11 protein-coding genes are annotated in these 14,403 nt (G+C 51.3%); 10 read left to right on the forward strand and 1 reads right to left on the reverse strand.

Going from position 1 to position 14,403, the window contains the following annotated elements:
* Positions 1–111: 111 nt before the first annotated feature.
* From LKD70_RS06405 to LKD70_RS06425, 5 genes are all read left to right on the forward strand, one after another.
* Positions 112–531: a hypothetical protein gene (locus LKD70_RS06405; protein ID WP_227707200.1), complete on the forward strand. Its 420-nt coding sequence runs from the start codon at positions 112–114 to the stop codon at positions 529–531.
* 152 nt (positions 532–683) lie between these two features.
* On the forward strand, positions 684–2,222 hold the full coding sequence (gpmI, locus tag LKD70_RS06410) for a 2,3-bisphosphoglycerate-independent phosphoglycerate mutase (RefSeq protein WP_227707201.1): 1,539 nt from the start codon (positions 684–686) through the stop codon (positions 2,220–2,222).
* Between the two features lie 176 nt (positions 2,223–2,398).
* Positions 2,399–2,902, forward strand: a complete 504-nt coding sequence (locus LKD70_RS06415; protein WP_227707202.1) for a GreA/GreB family elongation factor — start codon at positions 2,399–2,401, stop codon at positions 2,900–2,902.
* Positions 2,903–2,966: 64 nt separating this feature from the next.
* Positions 2,967–3,647: an HAD hydrolase-like protein gene (locus LKD70_RS06420; protein ID WP_227707203.1), complete on the forward strand. Its 681-nt coding sequence runs from the start codon at positions 2,967–2,969 to the stop codon at positions 3,645–3,647.
* Positions 3,648–3,789: 142 nt separating this feature from the next.
* Positions 3,790–4,035 carry a hypothetical protein gene (locus LKD70_RS06425; protein WP_227707204.1) on the forward strand — a complete coding sequence of 82 codons (246 nt, stop codon included), beginning with the start codon at positions 3,790–3,792 and terminating at the stop codon, positions 4,033–4,035.
* Positions 4,036–4,170: 135 nt separating this feature from the next.
* Here the strand turns inward: LKD70_RS06425 and LKD70_RS06430 are convergent, their stop codons facing one another.
* Entirely contained in the window at positions 4,171–8,535 is a 4,365-nt protein-coding gene (locus LKD70_RS06430) for a 2-hydroxyacyl-CoA dehydratase (protein WP_227707205.1), read from the reverse strand.
* A gap of 310 nt (positions 8,536–8,845) precedes the next feature.
* On the opposite strand from LKD70_RS06430, the gene LKD70_RS06435 reads away from it, so the two are divergent.
* The 5 genes from LKD70_RS06435 to LKD70_RS06455 all read left to right on the forward strand — a co-directional run bounded on the left by LKD70_RS06435 (position 8,846) and on the right by LKD70_RS06455 (position 14,041).
* Entirely contained in the window at positions 8,846–9,691 is an 846-nt protein-coding gene (locus LKD70_RS06435; protein ID WP_227707206.1) for a rhomboid family intramembrane serine protease, read from the forward strand.
* A gap of 97 nt (positions 9,692–9,788) precedes the next feature.
* Positions 9,789–11,225, forward strand: coding sequence for a pyruvate kinase (gene pyk, locus LKD70_RS06440; protein WP_227707207.1), 1,437 nt, complete (start codon positions 9,789–9,791; stop codon positions 11,223–11,225).
* A 153-nt stretch (positions 11,226–11,378) separates the two neighbouring features.
* A complete protein-coding gene (locus LKD70_RS06445; protein ID WP_227707208.1) occupies positions 11,379–12,086 on the forward strand; it encodes a TrmB family transcriptional regulator in 708 nt (235 codons plus the stop codon).
* A gap of 1 nt (position 12,087) precedes the next feature.
* Complete coding sequence (locus tag LKD70_RS06450) at positions 12,088–13,365, forward strand: diaminopimelate decarboxylase (protein ID WP_227707209.1); 1,278 nt, start codon at positions 12,088–12,090, stop codon at positions 13,363–13,365.
* A gap of 34 nt (positions 13,366–13,399) precedes the next feature.
* Entirely contained in the window at positions 13,400–14,041 is a 642-nt protein-coding gene (locus tag LKD70_RS06455; protein ID WP_227707210.1) for a hypothetical protein, read from the forward strand.
* Positions 14,042–14,403: the final 362 nt, after the last annotated feature.

Below are 14,403 nucleotides of genomic sequence, written 5' to 3' on the forward strand. Positions count from 1 at the left end.
CAGATGAATCCCGCTGATTCATCTGCCTTTCGCTTTGTGACAGGTTTGCCAAAACGACTGTTTATACTGAGGGAAACAAAGCTGACACAAAAGAGAAAGGGCAGGATACAGATGAGTGAATGGAATACAGAGTTTCACGGGATTGGAGTTCAGTGCTCGGACAGAATGATAAGAGTGAAAAATGATGATGCGCTGGCAGGTTTTCTCTCGGACCCGGACACGAAGGGGGCGCTGCTTGTCGCGAAGTATGCCCGCGCGCTGTACGAAAAAGAGATGGGAAAGCCGATTGCAATCACAGAGGATTCTCTGGCGATCGAGATACTGGGACATGTATATGCCGGGACGTTCGCGGAGATTGCGGAGAAATTCCATGTGCCGGTTTTAAAGACGGTGATGGGAAAGATCAGAGAGCGGACAGACATTATCGACTGTGGGGAGCGTGAGGTGGACAATAACCGTTTTGTGTGGGATGAGCTGGAGCATATGAAGCTGAAAAATATCATATACACAATGTGCGGCAGGATGGCATGACGGTTTGGCGCGGCTGAACGAAAGCTGTCACACGATATCACGATATCTTATGCGATATCTTCCGCAAATGTAATTGAAAAATCGGATAAAAACGGGTACAATAGGTAACGGAGCAAAAGAGCTTTAAATGGAAAGATAAAGGAGATATGGATATGAGTAAGAAACCAACCGTATTGATGATATTAGACGGCTACGGCTTAAGAGCCGATGAAAAGGGAAATGCTGTGGCTGAGGCAAATACACCTGTAATGGACAAGCTGATGAAGGAATGCCCCTTCGTGAAAGGAAACGCAAGCGGAATGGCAGTGGGGCTTCCGGAAGGACAGATGGGAAACTCCGAGGTCGGCCATCTGAATATGGGCGCGGGCCGTATCGTTTACCAGGATCTCACAAAGATCACAAAGGCGATCCAGGACGGAGATTTTTTTGAGAATAAGGCGCTTCTCGCAGCGTGTGAGAACGTGAAGAAGAACGATTCTTCTCTTCACATGATGGGACTTGTCTCCGACGGCGGAGTACACAGCCATAATACACATATCTACGGACTTCTTGAGCTGGCGAAGAGACAGGGAATTAAGAACGTATATGTACACTGCTTCATGGACGGGCGCGACACACCTCCGGCATCGGGCAAAGAGTTCTTAGAGGAGCTTGAGGCGAAGATGAAAGAGATCGGCGTGGGAGAGATCGCTACGGTTTCCGGACGTTACTATGCGATGGACAGAGACAACCGCTGGGACCGCGTGGAGCGTGCCTATAAGGCTCTTGTCAAAGGAGAGGGCGTGGAGGCTTCCTCCGCGACAGAAGGAATCCAGGCGTCTTACGACAATGACAAGACGGATGAGTTCGTGGAGCCCATTGTCGTGATGAAGGACGGAGCTCCCACTGCGACGGTGAAGGACGGCGACTCCATGATCTTCTTTAACTTCCGCCCGGACCGCGCAAGAGAGATCACGAGAACATTCTGCGACGATGAGTTCAGCGGATTTGAAAGAGGAGAGAGAGTAAAGACCACATTTGTCTGCTTTACAGACTATGACGTAACAATTGAAAACAAGCTGGTTGCTTTTGTAAAAGAGGAGATCACAAACACATTCGGAGAGTTCCTTGCGGCGAACGGAATGAAGCAGGCCCGTATTGCAGAGACAGAAAAGTATGCGCACGTTACTTTCTTCTTCAACGGCGGTGTTGAGGAGCCGAATCCGGGAGAGGACAGAATCCTTGTGAAATCCCCGAAGGTTGCCACATACGATCTGAAGCCGGAGATGAGCGCATACGAGGTGTGCGACAAGCTTGTAGAGGCGATCAAGTCAGAGAAATACGATGTGATCATCATCAACTTTGCAAATCCGGACATGGTAGGACACACAGGTGTGGAAGCTGCTGCGGTGAAGGCCATCGAGGCGGTTGACGAGTGCGTCGGAAAAGCGGTCGTCGCCATCAAGCAGGTGGATGGACAGATGTTTATCTGCGCGGATCACGGAAATGCAGAGCAGCTTATCGACGAGGAGACGGGAGAGCCGTTCACCGCTCATACGACAAACCAGGTGCCGTTTATTCTTGTAAACGCAGACCGTTCATACGGATTAAGAGAAGGCGGATGCCTTGCGGATATTGCGCCTACACTGATTGATCTGATGGGGATGGAGCAGCCGAAAGAGATGACAGGAAAATCCCTGCTCGTCAGATAAACGAAGTCTGACTGCAAACAGGCGAAATTGAAAATGCAGATGACATCTGAGATACAGATAGATGGAAGCAGCAATATACTCAAATCAGAAACATAACAGGAAAGATACGGCAGAGGCACGGCAGAAAAATACCGCGCCTCTGCCGTGATTATACCCGGGAAAGGGGGAATGGCGCAGTGCGCGAGAAACTGACGAAAAGCGATGTGGAAAAGATTCAGGCGGAGATCGAACACCGAAAGCTTGTGGAGAGAAAAGAGCTCATCGAGGCCGTGAAGGAAGCGCGCTCCCACGGAGACTTAAGCGAGAACTTTGAGTACCACGCCGCCAAAAAAGAGAAGAACAGAAACGAGAGCCGGATCCGGTATCTGGAAAGAATGCTCAAGACAGCCGTCATTGTGGAAGACACATCGAAAGAAGACGAGGTAGGGCTTAACAATACGGTGGAGATCTACTGCGAGGACGACGATGAGGTGGAGACATACCGTATCGTGACTTCGGTCAGGGGAAGCTCCTTAAACGGCCTTGTCAGCATAGAGTCCCCCATCGGAAAGGCGCTGCTCGGACACAGGGAAGGCGATCGGGTCTATGTGAAAGTAAACGATGACTACGGTTACTATGTGGTTATCCGCAAAGTAATCAAGACAGAGAGCGAGGCGGACGATCATATCCGCAGTTTCTGAATAAAGATTCTGAAGTTTACATGAGATTCAGAAGGGAGAACAGATACAGAAGGGAGAACACGCGATGAAAACAGAAACCGCACTGTTTGACCTGGACGGGACACTGACGGATTCCGGGCCGGGCATCATGAACAGTATCCGGTACGCGCTTACGAAATCCGGAATCGCCGTGCCGGGAGAGGATGTGCTGCGCACATTTATCGGGCCTCCGCTCAAAGAGCAGTTTGAGAAAGTCTTCGGGCTTGACAGCCGGGAAGGCGCGGAGATGGTCGTAAAGTACAGAGAATATTACAGCGAGAAAGGCATCTACGAGAACCGGGTCTACGACGGCGTGCCGGAGATGCTCGGACGGCTGAGAGACGCGGGAATCCGGGTTCTCATGGCAACGTCCAAACCGGAGATATTTGCGAAGCGGATCGCCGATCATTTTGATTTTGCGAAATATTTTGACTTTATCGGCGGGGCGTGCATGGACGGGACAAGGACAGACAAATATGAGGTGATTGAGTACGTGTTGAGTTCCGGCGGCTCTTTGGAGCGGTCTTTGGTACCGGTTTCAGTGAACCGGGAGAGTACGGTGATGGTCGGCGACCGGAGCCATGACATAACCGGTGCTAAAAAGGCCGGGATTCACAGTCTGGGTGTCCTCTACGGATACGGTTCAGAAGAAGAGCTTCACGCGGCAGGCGTGGAGCGTATTGCGAAAACTCCCGGCGAGGCGGCTGATATTATTCTCGGCGTCTGATAGCGCGCTGACGCCAATAAGGTTTTTTACAAAAATTTTTCAAAGAACAGAGAATATCTTTTACATCTGATTTCTATAATAAAACTGCAGGGAACTGCAGAAAATACGGATTAGACAGACAAAAAAGAAATGAGGGATCAGAATGTACAAAGGAATATGGAATTTTATTACAAAATATATGGATGAGAGCCACGCGGTATCTGTGTTCCTTCCGGTGATGATCGTCGGGTGGACACTGGCGGGACTTCTGGCTGGTATTGCCGTATGTGCCGTTACCGGTACTGCGCTTCTGACGGCGCTGGCGGATCTTGTGTGCGCGGGCGGCTACGCGGGCCTGATATTCGGACTGTTCGGAGGAGCGTTTTTCCTCTTCAGAAAAGGAATTTAATACAAGAAAAAACTGCAGGAAGAAAGAGTTCAAAACCTCCTTCCTGCAGTTTTTTTATTGATTCCTGCGGCAGCCGCAGGAATTTTCCCCTTTTTGCAGGCCGCAGTCTGTATTGAATTCATGACAGTTTTATTTTTATGAAGCTGCCTTTTCTTTCTCCTGATCTTCCTCCATGCTGCAGGAAATCCCGTCCTCTGGAGAAACTTTTTTTTCAATGCCCGCCTTCTCTGCTTCGGCATTTTCTGCCTCCGCCTTCTCCTGCGCCTCCAGATTCTTAAAGGCAGTGGAGAGCATCAGCTTAATACGGTTCAGCTGGTTTACCTCGCTTGCGCCCGGGTCAAAGTCGATGGCAACCACATTGGAGTGAGGATAACGTCTTCTCAGCTCCTTGATAACGCCCTTGCCGACGACATGGTTCGGCAGGCATGCAAACGGCTGCGTACACACGATGTTTCCGGCTCCGCTGTGAATCAGCTCCAGCATCTCTCCGGTTAAGAACCATCCCTCTCCGGTCTGGTTTCCGATGGAGACGATATCAGAAGCCATCTTCGCCAGATCCTCGATGTGTGCCGGCGGTGTGAAGTGTTTGCTCTCGGCAAAGGCCTTTGTCGCCGGTGATCTGAGCCACTCTACGGCACGGATGCCAAGGTTTCCGATCAGTGCCTTTGACTTCTTGAATCCCAGGTGGGAGACTTTGAAGTTCTGGTTGTAGAAGCAGTACTGCATAAAGTCGATCAGGTCGGGAACGACTGCCTCGGCTCCCTCTGCCTCCAGAAGATCCACAAGGTGGTTGTTCGCCGCGGGCAGGAACTTGACAAGAATCTCGCCTACCACGCCGACTCTCGGCTTTTTGATATCCAGAATCTCGATATTGTCAAAATCCCGGATGATGTCGCGGCAAAGCTTCTTAAACTGCCGGCGGGACGGATATCCCTCGGATACAAACTTCTGGCATACTTTTACCCACTTGCGGTGTAAGGCATTTACCGAGCCGGGAACCGCCTCATAGGGGCGCATCCGGTACACACACTTCATGAAGATGTCGCCGAACACTGCCGCGTACGCAATGCGGACGGCCAGCGGCAGGGTGATCTTGAATCCGGGGTTTGCCTCCAGTCCGCTTAAGTTGATGGAGATAACCGGAATGTGTCCGTAACCCGCTTTCTTGAGCGCCCTGCGGATAAATCCGATATAGTTGGACGCACGGCATCCGCCTCCGGTCTGGCTGATGATGACCGCCAGATGATCGGTGTCGTACTGGCCGGAAAGGATGGCGTCCATGATCTGGCCGACGACGATCAGCGACGGGTAGCAGGCGTCGTTGTTTACATATTTCAGCCCCATGTCCACGGCCTGTCTGTTGTCGTTTGGAAGCACTTCGATCTTGTAGCCGGCCGCCTTGAAGGCCGGTTCCAGAAGCTCAAAGTGGATCGGCGACATCTGGGGGCAGAGGATCGTATGGGTCTTGCGCATTTCCTTTGTGAAGGGCACTTTCTCGATGGATGCCGGACGGATGGTGCGCTCGGTCTTTCTCTGTTCACGCACACGGATCGCTGCCAGCAGGGAGCGCACGCGGATGCGGGCAGCGCCCAGGTTGTTGACTTCGTCGATCTTCAGCGTTGTATAGATCTTGTCTGATCCGGTCAGGATGTCTGCCACCTGGTCCGTGGTCACGGCGTCGAGGCCGCAGCCGAAGGAGTTTAACTGGATCAGATCAAGGTTCTCTGTCGTCTTTACATAGTTCGCCGCAGCGTAGAGTCTGGAGTGGTACATCCACTGATCCATGACATTAAGCGGACGCTCCACCTGATGCAGGTGGGAAACCGAGTCCTCAGTCAGCACGGCGATGTTGTAGGAAGTGATCATCTCCGGCAGTCCGTGGTTGACCTCCGGGTCGATGTGGTACGGACGTCCCGCAAGCACGATGCCCCGGCTGCCTGTCTCGTTCAGGAATCGGATCGTCTCCTCGCCTTTCTTCCGCATGTCCTCCCGGCAGGCGGCAAGTTCGTTCCAGGCGTCGTGAACCGCGGAACGGATCTCATCATCCGAGAGGGAGAATTTCTTCCCGAGCTCGTCGATGAGCCGGTAGGAGATGGTCTCCTCGCTCTGCAGGGAGAGGAACGGATGAATGAAATCCACCTCTCCGTTTACGATGGGGTCCATGTTGTTCTTAATGTTCTCCGGGTAGGAGGTGACGATGGGACAGTTGTAGTGGTTGTTTGCCTCTTCAAACTCGTTGCGCTCATAGGGAACGGACGGGTAGAAGATATGCTTCACGCCTTTATTGATCAGCCACTGTACATGTCCGTGGGCCAGCTTCGCCGGATAACACTCGGATTCGCTCGGGATGGACTCGATGCCCAGTTCGTAAATCTTCCTCGTGGAGGACGGGGAGAGAACGACACGGAAGCCGAGTTTCGTGAAAAAGGTAAACCAGAACGGATAGTTCTCGTACATGTTCAGAACTCTCGGGATACCGATCACGCCCCGCTTCGCCTCCTCTTCGGAGAGAGGCTCGTAGTCAAAGTAGCGGTGAAGCTTGTAGTCGAACAGGTTCGGCATGGTGTTTTTGGATTTCTCCTTGCCGAGACCGCGCTCGCAGCGGTTGCCGGTGATGAACTTTCTTCCGCCGCTGAAATGGTTGATCGTAAGGCGGCATGTGTTCGTACATCCGCGGCATTTTGTCATTGTGGTCGAGTATTCCAGCTCTTTGATCTCATCGATGGAGAGCATGGTTGTACCTTCGCATTCGGTATATCTCTCCCGGGCGATCAGAGCCGCGCCGAAAGCGCCCATGATGCCGGCGATATCCGGACGGATGGCCTCGCAGTCCGCGATCTTTTCAAAGCTTCTGAGCACGGCGTTGTTGTAGAACGTACCTCCCTGGACAACGATGTGGTTTCCGAGTTCGGACGCGCTGGACACTTTGATTACCTTGAAGAGCGCGTTCTTGATCACCGAGTATGCCAGTCCGGCGGAGATGTCCGCCACGGAAGCACCCTCTTTCTGCGCCTGTTTTACCTTGGAGTTCATAAACACCGTACAGCGGGTCCCCAGATCGATAGGGTTCTGGGCGTAGAGCGCCTCGTGGGCGAAATCCTCTACCGTGTAGTTCAGTGATTTCGCAAATGTCTCGATAAAGGAACCGCAGCCGGAAGAACACGCCTCGTTTAACTGGACGCTGTCCACGGTCTGGTTCTTGATCTTAATGCATTTCATATCCTGTCCGCCGATGTCCAGGATACAGTCTACGTCCGGCTCAAAGAACGCGGCCGCATAGTAGTGGGCGACTGTCTCTACCTCGCCCTCGTCCAGCATAAGCGCTGCCTTTATGAGCGCCTCGCCGTATCCTGTGGAGCAGGAGTGGACGATTTCCACGCCTTCGGGGAGCAGCTCTGAGATCTCTTTGATGGCAGCGATCGTTGTGCCGAGGGGATCTCCGTCGTTTCCGTGATAGTAGGAGTACAGAAGCGTTCCGTCCTCGCCCACAAGGGCTGCCTTTGTAGTAGTCGATCCGGCGTCAATTCCGAGAAATGCCTTCCCGCGGTAGGTGGACAGGTCTTTGACAGGAACCTGATGCTTCGCGTGGCGCGCAGTGAACTCTTCGTATTCCGCGTTTGTGGCAAACAGAGGTTCCAGACGCTCCACCTCGATTTCCATCTTCACTTTCCTTGCGAGACGGTTCTGAAGTTCGCGGAGGGAAACCGGCGTGTCCTTCTTGGAGTTGAGGGCAGAGCCGATTGCCGCGAACAGGTGAGAGTGATTCGGAGCGATTGTGTGCTCGTCATCCAGTTTCAGTGTGCGGATGAAAGCGGCGCGCAGCTCGGATAAAAAGTGAAGCGGTCCGCCGAGAAAAGCCACATGTCCGCGGATCGGCTTGCCGCAGGCGAGCCCGCTGATCGTCTGGTTGACAACCGCCTGGAAAATGGACGCAGCCAGGTCTTCTTTGGATGCGCCGTCGTTGATCAGAGGCTGGATGTCGGATTTTGCAAACACACCGCAGCGCGCTGCGATGGAGTAGAGTGCCTTGTAGTTTTTCGCATATTCGTTCAGACCGGATGCGTCTGTCTGAAGAAGCGATGCCATCTGGTCGATGAAAGAACCGGTTCCACCGGCGCAGACTCCGTTCATACGCTGCTCCACGTTGCCGCCCTCAAAGTAGATGATCTTCGCATCTTCGCCGCCGAGCTCAATGGCGACGTCTGTCTGGGGCGCGTAATCCTGGAGCGCCGTGGAAACAGCGATAACTTCCTGTACAAAGGGAATGTCCAGATTTTTTGCAAGAGTCAGGCCGCCGCTTCCGGTGATGACCGGGGAGACCTGGATCGGTCCGAGCTTGTAGAGCGCGCGTCCGAGCAGGTCGGAGAGCGTCTCCTGGATATTGGCATAATGCCGTTCATAATCAGAAAAGAGCACTTCGTTTTCTTCGTCCAGAATCGCAATCTTGACTGTAGTGGAACCGATATCGATTCCGAGAGTATGTAATTCTTTCAGATTCATCGTATGATCTCCAATCTTTCGTAATTAATAATTTATATGAGTTATTACCTATTTAATGCAACTCAGTATTTTGCAACAAGTTACATTATACGACAGAATATTTAAAAAGACAATTGTTATTATTATGAGGGTTTTCAAAATAATGCCAGGTCTTATGGATAAAATATATAAAGATCGTGTTAAACCCTTGAAAAGGGGTAACATGTGTTTGACAAACGGTTGTGTGGACGGTACAATTGTAGAGGATTGAAAATCAAAACAGATATGGCGCGGGAACCATTCCGGCGCCGGAAAGTAAGGGGTAATATATTTGAACTGGCTTGACAAAATGGAGAGAAAAATAGGGAGGTTTGCGATCCCGAATCTGACGGTCTATCTGCTTGCCGGATATGTAATCGGATACTTTGTGATTCTGCTGATGCCCCGGCTCGTTCTGTGGCTGACGCTGGAACCCGCTCTGATTTTGAGGGGACAGGTGTGGAGGCTCATTTCCTGGGTTTTAATCCCGCCGACGACCAACCTGATCTCCCTTGTTTTTCTTGTGCTTCTGTATTATTCGCTGGGAAGCGTGCTGGAGCGCACGTGGGGAACTTTCCGGTATAATGTCTATATTTTTTCGGGGATTTTCTTCACTGTGATTGCGGTGTTTATTTTGTACGCCGTGTACTATTTCGTCTTCGGAGTTGAGATGCCTCTTTCCTCGGTGGGACTGATCAGCACGAACTATATCACGATGTCCATCTTCCTTGCCTTTGCGGCGATTTATCCGGACATGGAAGTGCTCCTGTACTTTATCCTTCCGATTAAGATGAAATGGATGGCGATTGTCTATGCGGTGATGGCGCTCTACTATTTCGTCCGCGGTGGGGTCGGAGAGCGCGTGGCGATTGCTGCATCGCTTCTCAACTTTGTGATCTTTTTCCTGTCCGGCCGCAATACACGGCGCTTCGGGCCGAAGGAGAGGGCGAGAAAGGCCAGGTTTAAGCAGCAGTCCGCCCCGCATATGAAGTATTCGGGCGGTGCGAAGCACAGGTGCGCGGTGTGCGGGCGCACGGAACTGGATGATCCGTGTCTTGAATTCAGATTCTGTTCCAAGTGCAACGGGAATTACGAATACTGTCAGGATCATCTCTTTACACATCAGCATGTGAAGTAAGACGCACAAAGTACAGACGCTTTGCCGGGGGTTACAAAAAGGACTGAAAACAGGTACCTGCTTACAGGGAATCAGATTTTTTAAGGAGAGGATATTTATGAAGAAAACAAAGGTTGTATGTACAATGGGCCCGAACACAAACGATAAGGAGTTGTTAAGAGCGCTTATTAAAAACGGCATGGATGTGGCGAGATTCAACTTCTCCCACGGCGACCATGAAGAGCATAAATTCAGAATGGATCTGTTAAAGCAGCTCCGCGAGGAAGAACACACAAACACGGCGATCCTTCTTGACACGAAGGGACCGGAGATCCGCACCGGCGTGTTAAAGGACGGAAAGAAGATCAATCTTGAGACCGGAGCGGCATTTACACTCACTACAGAGGAAATCACAGGAGATGAGAACCGGGTTTCCATTACCTATGCAGGACTGGTGGACGATGTGGATGCGGGAAGTACGATCCTTATCGACGACGGACTGATCGGTCTTAAAGTTGTCAGCAAGACAGCGACAGACATTGTCTGTGAAGTTGTAAACGGCGGAGAGCTGGGAGAGAAGAAGGGCGTGAACGTGCCTAATGTGGCTGTGCGCCTGCCCGCCATCACAGAGAAGGACAAAGAGGACATCAAGTTCGGTGTGGAGCAGGATATCGATTTCATCGCGGCTTCCTTTGTGCGAAACGCAGAGTGTGTCCTTGAGATCAAGGCTTACTTAAAGGAGCTGGGCGCTCCGTATATTCCGATCATCGCGAAGATCGAGAACGCGGAGGGTATCCGCAATATCGACGAGATCATCCGCGCGGCGGACGGCATCATGGTTGCGAGAGGCGACCTGGGAGTTGAGATCCCGGCGGAGGAAGTTCCGTATCTTCAGAAAGTGATGATTCAGAAGTGCAACAGCAACTTCAAGACCGTTATTACAGCCACACAGATGCTGGATTCCATGATCCGCAATCCCCGCCCGACAAGAGCGGAAGTGACGGACGTGGCCAATGCGGTTTACGACGGAACCGACGCGGTGATGCTCTCCGGAGAGACAGCAGCCGGAAAATATCCGGTGGAGGCGCTTCAGATGATGGTTCATATCATCGAGAACACAGAGCAGCACCTTGACTATGACATGATTTTAAATCAGGAAGGAGAGCACTTAAAGAGAGGTCTTTCCAGCGCCATCGGATATTCCTCTGTTCTGGCAGCAGCCAACCTGAAGGCAAAATGCATCATCACACCTTCCGTGACAGGCGCTACGACAAGAGTGGTATCCAACTTAAGACCGAGACAGGATATTTTAGGTGTTACGCCGAATGAGAGAACACTGCGCAGAATGTCAATCTACTGGGGCGTGCGTCCGCTGAAGTCTCTTCAGTCCAACTCTACGGAGGACATCTGCAACGCGGCCATTGAGCTGGCCACTGTGAAACAGTACATCGAGCCGGGAGATGTGGTTGTGCTCACAGCCGGCATCCCGTCTCAGAACATTGTTCAGGAGCACACAACGACAAGCAATATGATGCGCATTGCGACAGTGGAATAAAAGAATAAGAGAATGAAGAAGAGTTCCGGGAGGGACTCTTCTTTTTGTGCAGGTATTGACAGATTCCCTGTCATGTAATATAGTGTTCCTGAAAAGAACTACTAATGCAGACTGGTATAGACTGATACAGAATGACAAAAAAGAGGACTGATTATGGAAGAGGGAAGAGCAACCGAATATCTGATGCATTTCGGACTGTCCAGGCAGGAAGCTCTCATCTATGAGCAGCTTCTGGCAGGGGGCAAGCAGACCGGCTATGAGATCTCCCGCGACACAGGAATCTCCCGGTCCAACGCCTACACCTCGCTGGCAGCTCTCGTGGAAAAGGGCGCGGCCTATCTCGTCGAGGAATCTGCAAAAAAGTACATCCCCGTTCCGGCGGACGAGTTCTGCGGAAACCGGATCCGGAGAATGGAAGAGGAACGGCGGTGGCTTGCCGTAAACCTTCACAGTGAGTCCTCCGAAGCAGACGGGTACATTACCGTGGACGGCGAGGAGAATATAAGGGATAAGATCAGAACTCTCCTTGAAAAGGCGGAGGAGAGAGTCTACCTTTCCTGTTCCTGCACCTGCCTGGAGACTCTGAAAGAGGATCTGGTCCGTCTTGCCGGAAAGGGACGAAAGATTGTGCTGATCACGGACCGCTGCTTTGCGATGGACGGGGCGACTGTGTACGAGACAGAGGACAGGGGAAACCAGATCGGCCTGATCGCGGACTCGAAATATGTGCTGTCCGGAGAATTCGGTCCGGGGAGCATGAATAACTGCCTGTATTCCGGACAGAGAAACTTCGTCCTGCTGTTTAAGTCAGCACTTGCAAATGAGATTGAACTGATAAAAATACGAAAAGGAGAGAGATAAGATGCAGAAGAAACCGTTTGTGACAAAAGAACAGATCGAGGAGATTGCAAAGACATATCCTACACCGTTTCATCTCTACGATGAGAAGGGAATCCGGGAAAATGCAAAAGCGCTGAAGGAGGCGTTTTCATGGAACCCGGGATACAAGGAGTATTTCGCGGTTAAGGCGACGCCGAACCCGTTTCTGATTGATATTTTAAAGGAGTACGGCTGCGGCTGCGACTGCTCTTCCTACACAGAGCTTCTACTGTCAGAGGCGATGGGGATTACCGGAGAGAATATCATGTTTTCCTCCAACGATACACCGGAAGAGGACTTTCAGCTTGCGGACAGACTGGGAGCGATCATCAACCTGGATGATATCACGCACATCGAATTTCTTGAGAAGGCTATCGGACATATTCCGGAGACGATCAGCTGCCGTTTCAATCCGGGCGGACTGTTCAGGATCAGCAACGATATCATGGACAACCCGGGAGACGCAAAGTATGGAATGACAGCGGAGCAGATTCTGGAGGCGTTCAAGACACTGAAAGCGAAAGGGGCGAAGGAGTTTGGAATCCATGCGTTTCTGGCAAGCAACACGGTGACAAACGATTACTATCCGATGCTTGCGAAAGTGCTCTTTGAGCAGGCGGTAAGACTTGCAAAGGAGGCGGACGTACACATCAAGTTTATCAATCTGTCCGGCGGAATCGGAATCCCATACCGCCCGGATCAGGAGCCGAATGACATCCGCACCATCGGCGAGGGCGTCCGCAGAGTGTATGAGGAAGTGCTCGTTCCGGCGGGAATGGGCGATGTGGCGATCTATACAGAGCTGGGCCGCTACATGATGGGGCCGTACGGCTGTCTTGTGACAAAGGCGATCCATGAGAAACACACATACAAGGACTACATCGGTGTGGACGCATGTGCGGTCAATCTGATGCGTCCGGCAATGTACGGTGCGTACCACCATATCACTGTACTCGGCAAGGAGGACGCTCCCTGCGATCACAAATACGATGTGACAGGATCCTTGTGCGAGAACAACGATAAATTTGCCATTGACCGGATGCTGCCGGAGATTGAAATGGGAGATTATCTCGTGATTCATGACACAGGCGCACACGGCTTCGCAATGGGGTATAATTATAATGGAAAGCTGAAATCCGCAGAGCTTCTGTTAAAGGAAGACGGAAGTGTGCAGATGATCCGAAGAGCAGAGACTCCAGAGGACTATTTCGCTACATTTGACTGCTTTGAGATCGGAAAAAAGCTGACAGGGAAGAAATAGGAACCTCACAGGTACAGACGGAGGAGGAAAAAGTATGAAAAGAAAAAGCGTGTTTCTGGCGGCGCTGTCAGTTCTGGCAGCCGTATCCCTAAGCGCATGCACGGACGAGTTTACCCCGGAGGAGGCGGTGGACTACGTGCAGTCCGCACTGGACGCCAGCTACAGGGGAGAGTTTGAGGAGTATGTAAGCGTGACCGACTCCACCCTGGAAGAGGCGGAAGCAATGTATCAGCAGAACATCGAAAATGTAGTGAGCGGAATCGGCGTGGAAGAGCTCGGAATTTCCGAGGAGCTCTCGCAGCAGTACCGGGATATTGCGCCGGATCTCCTGGCGCTTGCAAAGTACGAGGTTGTCAGCGCGGAAGAGACGGACGCGGGATTTGACGTGGAAGTGTCCATCGAACCATTCACCGGGTACGAGGGACTGCAGGATGAGCTAAACGCCGCAATCGAGGAAGAAGCTGCGGGGCTGACCGAGGTGCCTGACGACGCCGAAGCGAATGAGATCGTCTACCGGAACATGCTGGAACTTTTGATCCCGAGAATCGAGGCGCCGACATATGGAGAGGCAGAAACATTTACGATCCATGTGATAAGAGGCGAGGACAATATGTATGAGATCTCGGAGGAAGATCTGGTGGAGATGGATTATGCCATGTTTCCGGGGGGAGAATGAGTGACAAATAAAAAGTTTGGAGACAGATAAAAACGAAAAAGGGTATCTTTCAGATCAGAAAATGTCGGATCTGGAGATACCCTTTTTAATTTTGAATTTTATTTTCTCAGAGTAAACAAGCAAAATAAAAATCGTAGAACTACTTACTCTACGAAACCTAAATAAGTATAACGCACTTTTTTTAATGATTCAATAGTGTTTTTTTACTGATTTATAAAAAACTGTCAAATTAACAGCATCCCGGCAGGTATCAACATACTCCTGCCATAACAGCTTTAATGTTACGCCGCTTTTCAATAATTCCTTATGAATATAAGGAAAATCCGGCGTGACCAATGTTGGGAGCAATGCTTCTTCTGGAA

Origin of the sequence: Ruminococcus turbiniformis, from assembly GCF_020687545.1 — a bacterium.
GTDB classification, from domain to species: domain Bacteria; phylum Bacillota; class Clostridia; order Lachnospirales; family Lachnospiraceae; genus Mediterraneibacter; species Mediterraneibacter turbiniformis.